This is a genomic window from Xanthobacter sp. ZOL 2024, assembly GCF_052932325.1.
In genome coordinates this window covers 1,790,889-1,807,484 of sequence record NZ_CM128808.1, presented here as the reverse complement: position 1 = coordinate 1,807,484, position 16,596 = coordinate 1,790,889, and the positions used below count along the sequence as shown (strand labels likewise).

The window sequence follows — 16,596 nt, the reverse complement described above, 5'->3', positions numbered from 1 at the left end:
CGGGAGCGGGTCGACATCCGGCGGTCCGCTCCCGATTGCCGCTCATGACCGCGCCTCAGGTCCGGGCGCCCAGCACCGCATGCAGGCGGTTGGGCGAAATGGGCAGGCGGTCGATCAGGCCCGGCCGTCCGAGGGCGTCGTCCACCGCCGCGGCGATGGCCGCCCCTACCGCGGTGATGCCACCTTCGCCCGCGCCCTTCACCCCGAGCGGGTTGAGCGGGCTCGGCGCATCCTCGCGCAGCAGCACGTCCACCGGCGGCATTTCGTGGCAGGTGGGCATGAGATAATCGGCGAAGCTCGCCGCCAAAGGCTGGCCGGCCTCGTCATAGACGAACTCCTCCAGCAGCGCCCCGCCGATGCCCTGGGCCGCGGCGCCGACGATCTGGCCGTCGATCATCATGGGATTGATCGCCCGGCCCACGTCATAGGCCACCAGATAGCGCTCCACCGCCACCCCGCAGGTCTCCGGATCAACTTTCACCTGGGCCACATGAACACCGTAGGGATAGGTCATGTGATCAGCCTCGAACACGCCCTCGGCGGTGAGGCCCTCCGGAAGCTGCGCCGCAAGATCCGACAGGGAAATGGCCGCGCCGCTGGAGCGCGCCACCACCCGCCCGCCGACCAGATCGAGGTCGTCCGGCCGGGTCTGCAGCAGCGGCGCCGCCTGGGCGAACGCGGTCTCCTGCAGGGATTGGGAGGCCAAGCGCACCGCCGAACCGGTCATCACCGTGACCCGCGAGGCGAACGCGCCATAGCCTTCCGAGATGCGCTCGGTCTGGCCATGGATGATGCGGATGTTCTCGATGGGCAGGCCCACCACGTCGGAACAGATCTGCGCCATGGCGGTCTCGATGCCCTGGCCGATGGAGGCGACGCCGGTGACCACCTCGATCCGGTCATCGGGCAGCACGGTGAGCGTCACCCGATCGCGCGGGCCGAGGCCGCTCTTCTCGATGAAGAAGGCGAGCCCGATGCCCACCTTCTCGCCCGCCGCCCGGCGGGCCGCGAAGCGCGCCTTCAGCACCGGATAGTCCACCCGCGCCAGGGTCCGTTCCAACAGGTCGTGATACTTGCCGGAATCATAGACCACATGGGTACCGAGGGCGTCGATGCCGCGATCGAACGGCATCTGATCCTCGCGGATCAGATTCACCTTGCGCACCTCCACCGGATCGAGACCGAGCCGGTGGGCGATGGCGTCCATCAGCCGTTCGCGGGCAAAGGTGGTCTCGTAGCGGCCGGGCGCCCGATAGGTGCCGGCCGGGGTCTTGTTGGTGAGGCGGATGTGGCCTTCCACCCGATAGGCGGGGATCACATAGGGCCCCGGCAGCAGGGCGGCGGCGAGGTCGGACACCGTGCCGCCATGGGTGCGCACATAGCCCCCCTGGTCGGTGAAGAAGGTATCGGCAAGGCCGCGAATGAAGCCGTTGGCCTCCACCGCCGCCCGCATGCGGTGCACTTGGTCTCGCGAGTGGTTGGCGGCCAGCAGGTGCTCGCGGCGGTCCTCCACCCATTTCACCGGCACACCCAGCACATGGGCGCCCCGGCACACCAGCACGTCTTCCGGATAAAGCTCGCCGCGGATGCCGAAGCCGCCGCCCACATGGCCCTCGCTGAGCTGCACATGGTCCTGGGGCAGGCCCAGCATCCTGGCGATGGAATCGCGATTGTAGTGGGGCACCTTGGAGGCGCCGTACATGGTGATCACGTCGCGGGCGGCGTCATAGACCGCCAGCGCGCCACGGGTCTCCAGGGGCACGCCGGTGTGGCGACCCACCTTGACCTCCAGCTCGATCACATGGGCCGCACCGGCGAAGGCGGCGTCGAGATCCCCATAGGCCTTGACGATGCAGGCCGGCTCGCTCAGCACCCCGGGCAGGGTTTCCGGCATGAACGGCACCGGATCGAGGGTGGCATCAAGGCAGGCATCCTCCTCCTCGATGTCGCAGAACACCATTTCCGCGGCATCTTCCGCCACATAGGGATCGTCGGCGAACACCACCGCCACCGGGTCGCCCACATAGCGCACATAGTCCTTCGCCAGTACGTACTGGCGGTAGGGATCGAGCCCCTGGATGCGGGTCATGCGGAAGTCGATGGGCGGCAGGTCGGCGATGTCGGCATGGGTCCACACCGCGCGCACGCCGGGCAAAGCGGCCGCCTCTTCCGTGTCGACACCCACCAGCCGGCCGAAGGCCACCGGCGAGCGCACCACCCGCATATGGACCTGCCCCGGCCGCTGCTCGTCGGCAGCGAAACGGCCGGTTCCCGTGATCAGCGGGCGATCCTCAATCCGCTTCAGAGGCTGGCCGAGGGCTGACATGCGCGCATCTCGCTCGCGGCCGCACGGACCGCCTTGATGATGTTCTGATACCCGGTGCAGCGGCACAGGTTGGAGGACAGCACGTCGCGCAGGTCCTCGTCGGAAATGTCCGGCTCGGCTTCCAGGATGCCGGTGGCCAGCATCAGGAAGCCGGGGGTGCAGAAGCCGCACTGCAGGCCATGCTTTTCCCAGAACGCCTTCTGCAGAGGGTGCAGCTCCTCGCCCTTGGCGAGCCCCTCCACGGTGCGCACATTGCGGCCTTCCGCCTGCACCGCGAACATGAGGCAGGAGCGCACCGGTCGATTGTCCACCAGCACCGTGCAGGCCCCGCACACGCCGTGCTCACAGCCGATATGCGTGCCGGTCAGCCCGCAATCGTCGCGCAGGGCATCGGCCAGGGTGCGGCGCGGCTCGACCGTGATGCGGTAGTCCTTGCCGTTGACGTTCAAAGTGACGGCGCGCTTGTCAGCCATGAGAAGTCCGTTCAGCGTTACGGATGAGATCGCGGATGCGCTGGGGCGTGGCCGGGATCTCGAACAAATCGATGCCGAAGGGCGAGAGGGCGTCGACGATGGCGTTGATCACCGCCGCCGGCGCGCCAATGGTGCCGCCCTCCCCCACCCCCTTGGCGCGGGTGATGGTGGCTTCCGAATAGGTCACCAGATGTTCGATCTCGATGGACGGCATCTCGGCGATGGTGGGCGGCAGATAGTCCGCGAGCGACGCGGTGAGCAGGTTGCCGGTCTCGTCATAGACCAGTTCCTCGAACAGCGCGTTGGCGATGCCCTGGGCGACACCGCCATGGATCTGGCCATCGACGATCATGGGGTTGATGAGGATGCCGGCATCCTCCGCCACCACGAAGCGCTCGATCTTTACCCCGCCGGTCTCCACATCCACCTCGACGATGCAGGCGTGGCAGGCGTTGGAGAAGGTGCCGGCCGGATCATACAGCGCCTGCTCCTGCAGGCCGGGGCCGGCCTGGGGAAAGCGGTGGCTCTGGTGATAGGCGGCGCGGGCCACCTCGCCGATGGGCAGGGTCTGGTTGCTGGCCTCGGCATAGGCCAGATCGTCGGCGAGGCGGATGGTCTCCGGCTCCACATGCATCATGGCGGCGGCAACGCTCTTCAGCCGCTCCGCCACCTTGCCGGCGGCGATCTTGCAGGCGCCGCCGGCAATCACCATCGAGCGGCTGGCGAAAGTGCCCCAGCCATAGGGCGTGGCATCGGTATCGCCGGCGATGATGCGCACCTTGGTGGGCGGCACGCCGAGTTCATCGGCAATGAGCTGCGCCAGCGAGGTCTTCAGCCCCTGCCCGTGGGGCGAGGCGCCGATCCGCGCCTCGACGAAGCCGGAGGGGTCCATGGCGAGGTTCACCAGCTCATAGCCGGGCACGATGTCCATGCCGCGCGCGGCATAGGCCGGGGTGCCGTAGCCGGTGCGCTCGGAGAACACCGAGAAGCCGGCGCCGAGATAGCGCCCGGCCGCCCGCGCCTCGGCCTGGCGACGGCGGAAGGTCGGCAGGTCCAGCGCCTTCACCGCCAGCTCCATGGTCTCGCCATAAGAGCCCTCGTCATAGACGAGGCCAGTGGGCGAGCGATGGGGGAAGGTCTCGATGAGGTTGCGGCGGCGGATCTCCACCGGATCGATGCCGAGCCGCCGCGCCGCCACATCCATCATCCGCTCCATGGTGAGCGTCAGCATGGGCCGGGCGACGCCGCGATACGGCGCCATCATGCAGGTGTTGGTGGTGACGCCCCGGGAGCGCGCGGCATATTCGGAAAAGCGGTACGGCCCCGGCAGCTCGGCAAGGCCCATCAGGGGCTCCACGCCGCAGGTGACCGGATAGCAGGAGAAGGCGCCCACATTGCTCTTCAGGTCGGCATCGATGGCCAGCAGCGTGCCATCGGCGGCAAAGGCGCCGCACACCTTGAACACCTGATCGCGGCTGTGGGCGGCGGCCAGGAAGTTTTCGCGCCGGTCCTCCAGCCACGCCACGTCCCGCTGGAGATGCCGGGCGAGCCACACCAGCACCACATATTCCGGAAACAGCGACATCTTCTGGCCGAAGCCGCCACCCACGTCGGGGGCCACCACCCGCAGGTCGGATTCGGGGAAGCCGAGCACATCGGCGATGCCGGTACGCAGCATGTGCGGCATCTGCACCGAGGCGTAAAGGGTGACGCGGCCCGCAAGGGGATCGAACCGCGCCACCCCGCCCCGCGCTTCCAACGGCATGGCAGTCTGCCGCCCGGACCGCAGCTCCAGCGCCACCACCTCGGCCGCGGCGGCGAACGCCGCATCGACACCAGGGGTGCGGATGTTGCCTTCCACCAGCACATTGCCCGGCGCCTCGGGATGCACCGCCCGGGCGCCTTCGCCCAAAGCCTGGGCGAAATCCACCACCGCATCCTCAGGCTCGATGTCCACGAACACCTGCTCGGCGAGATCTTCGGCGAGGCCCTGGTCGTCGGCCACCACCACGGCCACCGCCTGGCCGCAGAACACCACCCGATCCGTGGCCAGCACCGGCTGGGAGACCGGCACGTAATCGGGCCGGTGCAGCAGCGGCCGGATGGCCTTGACGCCGACGAGGTCGTCGGCGGTGAACACGAGGCCGTCGTCCGGCTTCTCGATGCCGAGAATGGCGCCCGCCGCCAGCGGGCTGCGCACGAATTTCACGGCGGCGGCGCCCCGCGCCAGATCCGCCACATAGCGCCCCTGCCCCTTCAGCAGCGAAGGGTCTTCCAGGCGCGGCAGGGAACGGCCGATCCAGCTCATGATGCCGCCTGGGTCAGCGCCCGGTTCACCACCGTGCGGATGAGATCGCGGCGATAATCCGCGCTGGCGTGGATGTCCTCGGTGGGGGTGATGAGATCCCGCGCCGCCTCGCCCATGCCGGCGAACAAAGCCGCGGACGGCGCCTGCCCCACCAGCTGCGCTTCCAGCGCCTCGAGCCGCAGCGGCCGGTCGGCGACGCCGCCGACGCCGAGCCGCGCCGCGCGGATCACCCCGCCCTCGACCTCCAGCGCCGCCAGCGACATGGCGAGGGCGAAATCCCCCGCCCGCCGGGAAAATTCAAAGAAGCCGCTGCGCCAGTTCGGGCCCAGCAAAGGCAGCCGCGCCTCGGCCAGAAGATCTTCGGTGCCGACGGCGGTGGTGAAGGTGCCCCTGAAGAAATCCGCCGCCGCGCACACCCGCTCGCCGCCGGTATTGGCGATCACCATCTCCGCCCCGAGGGTGCGGGAGACGAGGCACCATTCGGAGGCGGGATCCGCATGGGCCAGAGACCCCGTAAAGGTGCCGCGCTGGCGGATGGGATAATGGGCGATGTTGCGCACCACCCGCGCCAGCAGCACCCCGAGCGGCCCCTCCACCACAGGGCGATGGAACGCCGCATGGCGGGTCAGCGCGCCGATGCGCAGCTTGCCCCCCTCGGGCCGCAGATAATCGAGATCAGTGGCGCCGTTCAGATCCACCAGGACCGCCGGCCGTGCCAGGCGGAAATTCATGGCGGCGACCAGGCTCTGACCGCCGGCGATGGCCTTGCCGTCGTCGCCGTGGGTGGCGAGCGCCGCCACCGCCTCGGCCCGGCTCGACGGCCTCACATACTCGAATGGAGCTGGCTTCATGACAGGATTTCACGCATCTCGATCAGGACGGGAAAGGGCCCGCCGCCGCGCCCGGCAGGAGCCGGGCGGAACGGTTTGGGAAGCACGTCGAAACCGCACCGTCCCGCAGGTTGGGCCTGTTCGATCTTGCGAATGAGACTAAGCGCCATTTTGAAGCTGCGCAAACCGTTTTTGAATGTTATCAAAATTTTTGAGGGCGACTGCAGGCCGGCGACGCGCGTCGGAGCAGGCCGCGGCGGTCTTTTCATCGCGCCCCATCCGGAGCGCCACAGGCATCACCAGGAGGATCACACCATGCGCGCAGCGGTGCTCACCGCCTATGGCGTGCCCACGTTCGGCACGTTTCCTGATCCCGAGCCCACCGACGGCTTCGCCACCCTCACGGTGAAGGCGGCCGGGCTCAATCCCATCGATCTGGCCATCGCCGCCGGCAAGATCGCCGCCCGCATGCCCCAGCTGCCGAGCGTCGCCGGCTCCGAGGGGGTCGGCCTGATGGACGACGGGGCTCGGGTCTATTTCAACGGCTGCAAGGCGCCCTACGGGGCCATGGCGGAACGCACGCTGGTGGCGCCGGCGCGCACCCTGCCGGTACCGGACGGCATCAGCGACGGGGTGGCGGTGGCCCTCGGCATCGCCGGCCTCACGGCCTGGCTCTCCCTGTCGTGGCGCGCCAGGCTCGTCCCGGGTGAGCATGTACTGATCCTGGGGGCAAGCGGCGCCGTCGGCCTGCTGGCGGTGCAGGCGGCCCGCCTCTTGGGCGCCGGCCGCGTCATCGCCGCCGCCCGCTCGGCCGAGGGCCTGGAGCGCGCCCGCGCCGCCGGCGCCCATGCCACCGTGGTGCTGAAGGGCAGCGAAAGCGACATCGCCGACGCAATCCGCGCCCAGAGCGGCAACCGGCTCGATGTGATCATCGATCCCCTGTGGGGGGTACCGGCGGCGGCCGCGCTGCAGGCGGCCTCGGCCGGCGCGCGGCTGGTGCAGCTCGGCAGCAGCGCCGGCGGACAGATGCCCTTCAACCCCGCCTTCATGCGCGGCCCGCAGATCTCGCTTCTGGGCTTTTCCAGCGGCACCGTGCCCCAGCCCGAGAAGGCCGCGGCCTATGCCGCCATGTGCGCCGCCGTGCTGCGTGGCGACATGGCCATCCCCGTGGAGAGCCTGCCCCTCGCCAAGGTGGCGGACGCCTGGCAGCGGCAGGCGGATTTCCCCCACCACAAACTGGTGCTGGAGCCCTGAGGCCGCCGCGTGCCGGTGCCCCACGCGGCGGCACCGGCCGGCCAGCGCCCGGGCTATTTGCCGCTCCAATGGACGAACCGGCGCTCCAGGGCGATGAACAGGAGATTGAGCCCGTAACCCAGCACGCCGGCGGCGAAGATCGCCGCGTACATCTGCGGCATGTCGAACACCATCTGCGCGTTCATGATGCGCTGGCCGAGCCCGTCGGTGGAGCCGATGAACATCTCCGCGACGATGACGATGACGAGGGCGATGGAGACCCCGTTGCGCAGCCCCACGAAGGTCTGCGGCAAAGATTCCCACACTGTCACGTCCACCATCACCCGAAGCGGGCCGGCCCCCATGACACGGGCGGCGAGCTGGCGCTGCTTGCGGGCGTTCATCACCCCATAGGCGACGTTGAACAGGATCACCAAGGCAGCACCAAAGGCCGCCACCGCGATCTTGGTGAAATCGCCCACCCCGAACAGCACCAGGAACAAGGGAAACATGGCCGAGGCGGGGGTGGAGCGGAAGAAGTCGATGAGGAACTCCACCGCGCCATAGACCCGCTCCGAGGCGCCGAGCACGATGCCGAGCGGCACCGCCACCACCACCGCGATAGCGAACGAGGCCGCCGTGCGCCAGATGGTGCGGGAAAAATCCACCCACAAGGTGCCATGCACGAGGCCATCCCAGAAGGAGCGGAACGCCTCCCCGGGGCCCGGCAGCAGCACCGGATCCACCAGGCGAAGCACCACCACCACTTCCCAAATCGCGATCAAGATCAGCGCTCCCACGAGCGCCTGCACACCGCGGCCGATCCGGCTGAACATCATCGCCGCACCTCGCGCTGAAAGATCTCCAGGCATTCCGCCTTCACCCGCACGAAATCCGCGGTCACCGTGGTATCCGCCGTGCGCGGCCGCGGCGCATCGAAGGCGATGCGGGCGGCCACCGTGGTGGGCCGCTTGGTGAGAAGCAGCACTTCGTCGGCCATGAACACCGCCTCGTCGAGATCGTGCGACACCAGCAGCGAGGTCACCCCCCGCCCTTCCAGCACGTGCTGCAGCCGATCGCGCAGAAACAGGGTCATCTCATAATCGAGGGCGGAGAACGGCTCGTCGAGGAACAGCACCTCGGGATCCACCACCAAGGCCCGCATGATGGAGACCAGCTGCTGCTGGCCGCCGGACATCTCATAAGGATAGCGATTGAGGTCGAGCTTCACGTCGAAGCTCGCCAGAAGCGCCTCCACCCGCGCTTCCCGCTCGGCTTTGCTCAGGGGCAGGAACTTCAGCGGATAGCGGATGTTGTCGATGGCCCGCAGCCAGGGGAACACCGCCTCACGATAGTTCTGGAACACGTAGCCGATGCGCGTCTCGCTCACCGGCCGTCCGTCGAACAGCACCGATCCGCGATCCATGGGCAGAATGCCCGAGATCATGTTGATCAAGGTGCTCTTGCCGCAGCCATTGGGGCCGAACACGGAGACGAAGCTGCCCCGGCTCAGGGTCAGGTCGAAATCCGCATACAGCGGCTGGCCGGCAAAGCCCTTGCTGAGGCCCTTCACCACCACATGGTCGGCGGGCGGGGGCACCGCAGCCACCGCCCCCGACACTTGCTTCATCGCGGCGCGCATCTTGCCGCCTCCATTGGGAAGGGAAGGATCAATAGGGCGCCAGCATGGTTTTGACGTCCACCGCAGACGCCACCACCTTGAGGGCGACGCCGATGTCGATGAACTTCTGGAAATTGGCGATCTGCTCGGGGGTGAGGTCCTTGACCCGCTCGAAATGGGGCAGCGGCAGCTCCTCCACCACGTCCTGCGCCACGTTCATGTCGGTGACGAGATAGGCGCGCACCGAGGGATCCCTGGCCACGTCGTCCATGGCGCGGAACCAGGCCTTGGCGAAGCGCGCGGCCACGTCGGGCTTGGCCTTCATGAAGGCATCGGAGAAGGCGGCCCCGGCGGCATAGGCATGGGCCTTGGGGTTCTCCAGGAGATAGGTGGAGATCACCCCACCCTCCACCCGGCGGGCGATGCCGCTCTTGACCATGATGCTCGCCACCGGCTCCAGCGTGTAGCCGCCATCGAAGCTGCCGGACTTCAGCGCTCCGGTCTGCACCGCCAGCGGCTGCTCCTGCATCTGGTAGTCGACGCCGTCCTTCAAGCCCACCTTGGCGAGGATCGCCTTCGACAGGCCGATATTGGCCGGCCCCGGCGAGGTGAACAGCCGCGTGCCCTTGAGATCGGCCAAAGTCTTGACCGGGCTGTCGGCGCGCACCACGAACTGCTCGAAAATGTCATCGCGATTCTGGCCCAGGAGCGCGAAGTATTTCAGCGTGCCCGGCCGACGCGCATTGATGTTGGCGCCTTCCAGTGTCACCAGGTTGGAAGTGGCATCCACCGCCCCGGTCACCAGCGACTGCACGATGAGGGCCGGCGTGCCCAGCGTCACCGTTTCAGGCTCGATGCCCTCGGCGGCGAAATAGCCCCGCTTCAAGGCCACGAAATAGGGCAAGGCGGCCCCAACCGGGAACACCCCCACCTTCACCTTGTCGGCGGCGAGCGCCGGGCGGGCGGCGCTCAGGCAAACCCCACCGGCCAATACGGCGGCAAGGGACATAACGGCAAGGCGACGGGATAGCATCGCTCTCTCCTCTGAGTGGGAACAGTGGGCGATTTTTATGAATGTAAAAATTATTTGAGCAAAATTCAACAACGTTCCCTGCTCAAAATGCACCCGTCGGACGACCAACAAATGGGCACGGTTCCGGCCCATTCTCATGCCCCAGACACCCTCGCCCAGAACACCGCCTCGGACACAGTTGCGGCTCTCGCATCGAATTGCGACGCACACACCCCATTCTGCGATCAGCGGCGCCTCGACCGGACGCCGCCCCGGCGGCGGAACAGCCGCCTCTCATGCGTAAGCCGTGCCAACTTGCGAAACGGTCGCATTCGAGCATCGGGCCAGATGGCAGGAGCCCGCTGCAACATTTCAACACCATCCGGACATGCTGGCGAAACCTGGCGGCCCACAAGTCCCAATTCCTTTTCCACCCATGGCCCCAGCGCCGCCGCAGTTGCCGCTGCCGCGCAGCTGCAGGCCCGCTCCTGGAACGCCCGGATGCTCGCCGCCCTCCCCTCACGCCCTGGCCCGCAGCTGCGAATGATGGGTCTTCCCCTGCTGATGGCCCTGCCCTTCCTCGTGGGCTGCGCCAATTCCCCGACGCCGGCCCGCTACGTCGGCCTCTCATCGGCGCCAGCGCTCACCCCCAACAGCCGTGCCGACGCAAGGCGCATTCCCTATGCCTATGAGGCGCCGGGGCGCCCGCTGGCGCGCTACTCCGCCGTCTATCTGCGTCCGGTCGCGATCTATGAGGGGCCGGACCACCAGTTCGGCTCTCTCTCCAGGGCCGAAAAAGCGCAGCTCGCGGCCGACGCCCAGCAGCAGTTTCGCGCGGCACTGCAGCGCCAGGGCATCCTCGCGGCGGCGCCCGGTCCAGCAGTGGTCCAGCTCCAGATCACGCTGACCGGTGCCCAGGCCAATGTGCCGGTGCTGGCGACGGCCACCAAACTCACCCCCGCAGGCTTCGCGCTCAACGGACTGCAAGCGGTGACCGACGGCGAGGGCCGCTTCTCCGGTATGGTGATCTATGCGGTCGAGCTCCGCGACGGCCCATCCCAGACGCTGCTCTCGGCCCAGGTGACCAAGCAATATCCCCATGCCCTCAACATCGCCGCCACCCTCGGCCCGCTGGATGCGGCGCGCGCAGGCCTGAAGGCGGGGGCGGAGAGCCTCGCCCAGGCGCTGGCCACCCGGCTCAAGGCTTCCTGACGGGGCACCCTCAAGCGACTTGCAACACCGGCAGGGCCACAGCCCTCCTGTCGCCCGGCCCGATCCCACCGGCACTGCGCGCATGGGCCGCCCCCCCCAGCCGCAAAGCAAAGTTCAGCGTCTCTTCATCCCGCCCGGGCGATAAGCAGAACATTGTCCAGAAAGATGAGCATGTCGGCGATGTCTGCGATCATCAGCTCCGCTGGGCCGGACAAAGCAAATGTTTCATGGAGAAATATTTGCATCAACGCAGGCATTCACAGCAAGCGACACGATGATGATCCACAAATTGATACAGACTGATACACCTCGATTACACATCCAATCGACACGCCATAACGCGGAAAACAACATGGCATCTGATGGAAAAGACAGGCCGCCAGCAGCGCGGGCGCGCCGTTCCGGGAGATGCGAGTGGGTGCCTTGGCCGTCGGGTTCAAACGATCTGAAACCTCAGACATTTCCGCAGCGTCCACCACACCGGTCCAGCCGGAGGAAGAGACGGCGGAACCCGGGCTGAAGGACCGGATACCCCGCCCCGCGCCGCGTCCCCGCCGGCTGGGCCGGCGTGCCCTGATCATGGCGGCAACGCTGGTCCTGATCGCCGCCATCGGCCTCGGCTGGCGTTATGGCATGCCCCGCACCGCCGAGACACGGCCCCTCGTCGCCGCTCCGTTTCAGGCCGAAATCCGAGGACCGGGCATCCTCGATGCCATCCGCAAAGTGAGCGTCAGCGCCAATATGCAGGGGTTGCTCCACGCCGTTCACGTGGACATCAGCGATGTGGTGCATGCCGGCGACATCCTCGCCGAGCTCGATGCTCATGATCTTGAGGCCCAGCTCGATTCCGCCATCGCCGCCCACACCGCGGCACAGCGTGCGGTGGAGCTGGCCCAGGCCGACCGCCGGCGCATGGCCGCCTCCCGCGTCAACGCCTTCGCCACCCTCGGTCGCCAGCAGCGGCTGATCGGCTCCGGTGCCACCACCCAATCGGCCCTCGATGCGGCCCAGATGGCCCATGACCAGGCGCTCGCCGACGGAGCCAAAGCCGAGGCGGCGGTGAGCCAGGCGGAGGCGAGCGAAGCGGCGGCGGCAGCCAGCGTGCGCGCCAGCCGGGCGCTCTTGGACAAGTCCATCATCCGCGCCCCCATGGACGGGGTGATCGTCGCCCGCAAGCTGAACCCCGGCGACCTCGTCGCGCCCGGCGCCGCCATCCTGGAGCTGGTGGACCTCGCCAGCATCGTCCTGTCGACCCGCTTCGACGAAAGCATCATCTCCGTCCTCGCGCCCGGCCAGCCCGCCCGGCTGCGCTTCGGCGCAACCGACATCGCGGCGACGGTGCGGCGGATCGGCCGCGCGGTGGATACCGAGACCCGCGAGTTCACCGTGGACATCACGCCAAGCCGCCTGCCGCAGAACTGGGCCATGGGCCAGCGGGGCAATGCGGTACTGATGCTCGGCGCCCCCATGCCAAAGCTGGCCGTTCCCCTCACAGCCATCACCACGCGGAACGGCGAAACGGGCGTGTTCGTGGTCGAAGCCGGCCGCGCCCGCTGGCGCGCCATCACTCCCGGCGCCTCTTCGGGGCAGCTTGTGGAGGTGCGCGACGGGCTCGTCGCAGGTGATCACCTCGTCACTGCGCCGAAAGGCGTCTATCCGGGCCTTCGGATCACATCGGAGAAGCGTCCATGAACCTCGCGTTCAAGGACATCCGCTTCAACGTACTGCGCTTTCTGCTCACTGCAGTTGGCGTCGCCTTCCTGATGACGGCGTCCATCGGCATGGTCGGCCTCTACCGCGGCATCGTCGCCGACGCCCTCTTGGTGATCGAACGCATCGGCGCCGATCTTTGGATCGTGCAGGGTGGGCGCCAGGGACCATTCGCGGAGGGTTCGGCGGTCGCCGGCACCATGGACCGGCGCGCCGAAGGCCTTTCCGGGGTCGCCTCCGCGCGCCGCTTCGTGCAGTTCAGCCAGCAGTTTCCGTTCGCCGGCCGGTCGCTGCGCGCGTCCATCACCGGCCTCGATTTCCCGCAGGATCGCGGCGACTGGATCTCCCTGCACAGTGGTCGGCTCCTCGCCTCCGGGCATCTCGAGGCGGTTGCGGACGTGAGCATCGGCCTGCGGCTGGGCGACATGATCCGGCTGGGACAGGATGACTACACCATTGTCGGCCTGGCCCGCGGCATGGTGGACATGGGGGGCGACGGCCTGCTGTTCGTAACCGTCAACGACGCCATCGCCATCGCTCAGCGCCGCACCAGCGAAGAGGTCCTGCTGGCGCGGGCCAGCGCCGGCCCGGCCGCCGCCAATCGCAGCTCCGTGCCGCAGGACAGCAAGATCGCCGCCGTCCTGGTGGCGCTGACCCCCACCGCCGATGAAGCGGCGGTGCGCCGGGCCGTCCTGGCCTGGGGCGATGCCAATGTGCTCAGCCGCGTCGACCAGCGGGACCTCCTGCTGAACCAGCGGCTCTGGCGGCTACGGGTGCAGATCCTCGCCTTCACCGCAGTGCTGCTGGTGGTGACCGGCATCGTCGTCTCCCTGATCATCTACATGCTCACTATGGAAAAGCTGCACGAGATCGCCATGCTGAAGCTTATCGGTGCGGAGAATGGCGTCATCATCTCCATGATCGCGCAGCAAGCCTTTCTCATCGGCGCGGCCGGTCTGGTGCTTGGCCTCGGCCTTTCCGCGCTGATCTTTCCCTTTTTCCCGCGCAAGGTGCTGATCCTGCCTGCGGACATCGCCCTGCTCGGGCTGGCGGTCGCGGTCATCTGCGGCTTTGCGAGCCTGCTGGGCATCTCCCGCGCCTTGAAGGTGCGCGCGCAGGATGTGCTGTCATGAGCACCACGCCAATTCTCCGCCTGCGCGACGTGACGCGCCATTATCGCAGCGGCGACAGCCTGGTGCGGGCGCTCGACGGCGTATCGCTTGAGATCCATCAGGGTGAAGTGGTGGGCATTCTCGGCCCCAGTGGCTCCGGCAAGAGCACCCTGCTGCTGATCGCCGGCCTGCTGGAACCGCCCACCACGGGCGAGGTGCTCATGGATGGGCGGACGGTGGCGACGGCGCAGACGGATCTTGACGCACTGCGCACCTTCCGGCGCACCCACATCGGCTTCATCTTCCAGAAGGCCAACCTCATTCCCTTCCTCACGGCGGTGGAGAATGTGGCGCTGGCCCTGGAGATCGACTCCGTCCGGCCACGGGAGGCGCGCGCCTATGCGGCGCATCTGCTGGCAACCCTCGACCTCGGCCACCGCCTGGACAATCACCCCGCGCGCCTGTCCGGGGGCGAGCAGCAGCGGGTGGCGGTGGCCCGGGCCCTTGCCAACGCGCCCCGCCTGCTGCTGGCCGACGAGCCCACCGCCGCCCTCGACAGCGTGCGCGGTCGGCAGGTGATTGCCCTGTTTCGGGAGATCGCCGACCGCCGGCAGGCGGCGGTGGCGGTGGTGACCCATGACCCGCGGGCGCTCGACCTGTTCGACCGCACCATCGAACTGTGCGACGGCCGCCTGGGCCACGGCTGAGCCAGCCGCGCCGTTACGAAACGATACCGTTTGCCACACGCCTGACAGCCGCCGGCGATAGCCGCACACTAGCCTTCACTCCGTTCAGCACCGCCCCGGATATCCGCGCGGCGGTCAGGAAGGGAGACCCGGGCTGATGAAACGATTGGGACTGGCGCTCATGATGCTGCTGGCGCTGCCGGCGATGGCGGGAGCCGCGACAATGATGGTGGCCACTGGCAACGTAAATCTGCGTGCCGGCCCCTCCACCGCCTATCCGGTGGTGACGGTGGTGCCCGCGGGAGCCCAGGTACTGACCCATGGCTGTCTGGCCGGTATCACCTGGTGCGACATCTCCCTCGGCCAGCTTCGCGGCTGGGTCGCCGCCCCCTATGTCCAGGTGGTCTACCGGGGCGCGCCGGTGGTGCTCACGCCGGTGGTGGCGCCGGCCGTAGGGGTTGCCGTAGTGAGCTTCAACCGGGCCTATTGGGACCGCTATTATGTCACCTACCCCTGGTACGGCAGCTGGGCCCGCTATGCGCCGCCGCCGTACCGGCCCGGCCGCGTCACCACCTATGATCGCGCGGTGACGTGCGCCGGTGGCGCCTGCACCGCCACCCGCTCGGCCACCGGCGTCTATGGCGGCTCCGCCAGCCAGACCCGCACCTGTGCCAACGGCACCTGCACGGCGAACCGCAGCGTCACCGGCCCCGCAGGCAACACCGCCTCCCGCAGCCGCACCTGCAGCCGCGCCGACCAATCCTGCAACGTCACGCGTGTCGGCCCCCATGGCGGCACCGCCACCCGCAGCTTCGGGCGCTGACCCCGGGCGTGGTCAGCCCTCGTGCGCGCCGGCGCGGGACGCGAGCCGGGTGCGGGCGGAGCCCGGCGGCTGGCCGAGGGTGTAGCCGTTGCGACCCCGTCGCTTGGTCTCGTAAAGAGCCAGGTCGGCCTCCTCGATGAGGCCGGCCACCGAGGTTTCTTCCGAGCCATGCCACATGGCGATCCCGAGGCTGGCGCTGAGCGGCACGGCACGCCCGCGCCAGTGCAGCGGCGAGGCCGCCACCAGGGCCACCAGCCGCTCGGCCAGGGGAGCCACCCGGTCGGACTCCAGCCCTTCCAGGATGATGCCGAACTCGTCGCCGCCGAGCCGCGCCACCATGTGTCCGGCCCGGATAGAGCGGACGCACAGCGCCGCGAAATGCTGCAGGCAGGCATCGCCGGCACCATGGCCGAGGCTGTCGTTGATGTCCTTGAAGCGGTCGAGGTCCACCATCATCAGCGACAGCGGCCGGCCATTGGTCTGCACCCGCGTCAGGCTCTGCTCCAGGCTCTCCAGGAAGGCCCGGCGATTGGGCAGTCCGGTGAGATCGTCGAACAGCGCCAAAGCGGCGAGCTTGGCATGCAGGCGGTCGATCGCCATCAGCAGGAAGCCGAGGTTCCATAGGCTGGCGCCGATGATGACGGCCACCAGCAGCAGCGAGGCAACCGCATAATAATCGTCCGTGGAGAGGTGCCCGGCGATCCGCATCAGGTTGAGCGTGGCCTCGGTGGCCTGTCCGCACAGGGCAAGGCCCACGCCGGCCACGGCCACCAGGGAGCCGAGGCTGCCCCGCCCGCGCCGCAGCAGCGTGATGAGGATGGCGCCGAGCGGCAGCATCTGGGTCACCGCATAGGCGACATTCTGGCTGGGACGGGTGTCGTCCGCCAGCACGCCGGCCACCAGCGCCACCGCCGCCATCAGCGCGATCAGACGCCAGCGTGGCTGCGGCCGCCCGTAGAACTGCTCGGTGCCGGCCCAGATCAGCCCGAAGCCGAACACCACACAGGCATTGCCCGACACCATCAACGCGCGGCCATAAGCGCTGGCATCGCCCGACATCAGCACCCCACCCAGGGTGGTGGCCAAGGACGAGGCCAGCCAGAATCGCGCCCCGGGAACCTGCCGGTGCACGAACGCGAAACCAGCCCAGACCACGCAGAAGGCGACCGAGTTCAGGAGGATGATGACGTAGAGGGTCTGGAAGTCGAGCTGCATCCCGCCACCCGCAGGCCAATTTGCGCCATAAGCGC

At 68.3% G+C, this 16,596-nt stretch carries 15 protein-coding genes; 6 read left to right on the top strand and 9 right to left on the bottom strand.

Annotated elements, in window-relative coordinates; translation table 11 throughout:
• Window positions 1-55: 55 nt before the first annotated feature.
• Genes ACU4E7_RS08410 through ACU4E7_RS08390 form a run of 5 tightly spaced genes read right to left on the bottom strand, consistent with a single transcriptional unit; the run spans window position 56 to window position 6,206 of the window.
• Window positions 56-2,326, bottom strand: coding sequence for a xanthine dehydrogenase family protein molybdopterin-binding subunit (locus ACU4E7_RS08410; protein WP_447021240.1), 2,271 nt, complete (start codon window positions 2,324-2,326; stop codon window positions 56-58).
• The gene (locus tag ACU4E7_RS08405) at window positions 2,302-2,799 is read right to left on the bottom strand and encodes a (2Fe-2S)-binding protein (protein ID WP_447021239.1); all 498 of its coding nucleotides are present in this window, start codon (window positions 2,797-2,799) and stop codon (window positions 2,302-2,304) included. Before ACU4E7_RS08405 ends, ACU4E7_RS08410 begins: the two co-directional genes overlap by 25 nt.
• The gene (locus tag ACU4E7_RS08400; RefSeq protein WP_447021238.1) at window positions 2,792-5,107 is read right to left on the bottom strand and encodes a xanthine dehydrogenase family protein molybdopterin-binding subunit; all 2,316 of its coding nucleotides are present in this window, start codon (window positions 5,105-5,107) and stop codon (window positions 2,792-2,794) included. The genes ACU4E7_RS08405 and ACU4E7_RS08400 overlap by 8 nt, the downstream gene beginning before the upstream one ends.
• Entirely contained in the window at window positions 5,104-5,958 is an 855-nt protein-coding gene (locus tag ACU4E7_RS08395; protein WP_447021237.1) for an FAD binding domain-containing protein, read from the bottom strand. The genes ACU4E7_RS08400 and ACU4E7_RS08395 overlap by 4 nt, the downstream gene beginning before the upstream one ends.
• Complete coding sequence (locus ACU4E7_RS08390) at window positions 5,955-6,206, bottom strand: hypothetical protein (protein WP_447021236.1); 252 nt, start codon at window positions 6,204-6,206, stop codon at window positions 5,955-5,957. Before ACU4E7_RS08390 ends, ACU4E7_RS08395 begins: the two co-directional genes overlap by 4 nt.
• Window positions 6,207-6,252: 46 nt before the next feature.
• Here ACU4E7_RS08390 and ACU4E7_RS08385 point away from each other — a divergent pair, with 46 nt between their 5' ends.
• The gene (locus ACU4E7_RS08385; protein WP_447021235.1) at window positions 6,253-7,191 is read left to right on the top strand and encodes a quinone oxidoreductase family protein; all 939 of its coding nucleotides are present in this window, start codon (window positions 6,253-6,255) and stop codon (window positions 7,189-7,191) included.
• 53 nt (window positions 7,192-7,244) lie between these two features.
• Here ACU4E7_RS08385 and ACU4E7_RS08380 read toward each other — a convergent pair whose 3' ends face one another.
• From ACU4E7_RS08380 to ACU4E7_RS08370, 3 genes are read right to left on the bottom strand one after another with little or no spacing between them, the layout of a single operon-like run.
• The gene (locus ACU4E7_RS08380; RefSeq protein WP_447021234.1) at window positions 7,245-7,955 is read right to left on the bottom strand and encodes an ABC transporter permease; all 711 of its coding nucleotides are present in this window, start codon (window positions 7,953-7,955) and stop codon (window positions 7,245-7,247) included.
• A gap of 50 nt (window positions 7,956-8,005) precedes the next feature.
• The gene (locus tag ACU4E7_RS08375) at window positions 8,006-8,800 is read right to left on the bottom strand and encodes an ABC transporter ATP-binding protein (RefSeq protein WP_447021233.1); all 795 of its coding nucleotides are present in this window, start codon (window positions 8,798-8,800) and stop codon (window positions 8,006-8,008) included.
• A gap of 40 nt (window positions 8,801-8,840) precedes the next feature.
• Entirely contained in the window at window positions 8,841-9,824 is a 984-nt protein-coding gene (locus tag ACU4E7_RS08370; protein ID WP_238122198.1) for an ABC transporter substrate-binding protein, read from the bottom strand.
• 522 nt (window positions 9,825-10,346) lie between these two features.
• Between ACU4E7_RS08370 and ACU4E7_RS08365 the strand changes: the two genes are divergently transcribed.
• The 5 genes from ACU4E7_RS08365 (at window position 10,347) to ACU4E7_RS08345 (ending at window position 15,346) form a co-directional block, all read left to right on the top strand.
• On the top strand, window positions 10,347-11,015 hold the full coding sequence (locus ACU4E7_RS08365) for a DUF3313 domain-containing protein (RefSeq protein WP_447021232.1): 669 nt from the start codon (window positions 10,347-10,349) through the stop codon (window positions 11,013-11,015).
• Window positions 11,016-11,594: 579 nt separating this feature from the next.
• A complete protein-coding gene (locus ACU4E7_RS08360) occupies window positions 11,595-12,707 on the top strand; it encodes an efflux RND transporter periplasmic adaptor subunit (protein WP_447021231.1) in 1,113 nt (370 codons plus the stop codon).
• Window positions 12,704-13,858, top strand: coding sequence for an ABC transporter permease (locus tag ACU4E7_RS08355; protein ID WP_447021230.1), 1,155 nt, complete (start codon window positions 12,704-12,706; stop codon window positions 13,856-13,858). The genes ACU4E7_RS08360 and ACU4E7_RS08355 overlap by 4 nt, the downstream gene beginning before the upstream one ends.
• A complete protein-coding gene (locus tag ACU4E7_RS08350; protein ID WP_238122202.1) occupies window positions 13,855-14,544 on the top strand; it encodes an ABC transporter ATP-binding protein in 690 nt (229 codons plus the stop codon). The genes ACU4E7_RS08355 and ACU4E7_RS08350 overlap by 4 nt, the downstream gene beginning before the upstream one ends.
• Window positions 14,545-14,680: 136 nt before the next feature.
• On the top strand, window positions 14,681-15,346 hold the full coding sequence (locus ACU4E7_RS08345) for an SH3 domain-containing protein (protein WP_238122203.1): 666 nt from the start codon (window positions 14,681-14,683) through the stop codon (window positions 15,344-15,346).
• A 12-nt stretch (window positions 15,347-15,358) separates the two neighbouring features.
• Here ACU4E7_RS08345 and ACU4E7_RS08340 read toward each other — a convergent pair whose 3' ends face one another.
• On the bottom strand, window positions 15,359-16,561 hold the full coding sequence (locus ACU4E7_RS08340; RefSeq protein WP_447021229.1) for a diguanylate cyclase domain-containing protein: 1,203 nt from the start codon (window positions 16,559-16,561) through the stop codon (window positions 15,359-15,361).
• Between the last annotated feature and the right edge of the window lie 35 nt (window positions 16,562-16,596).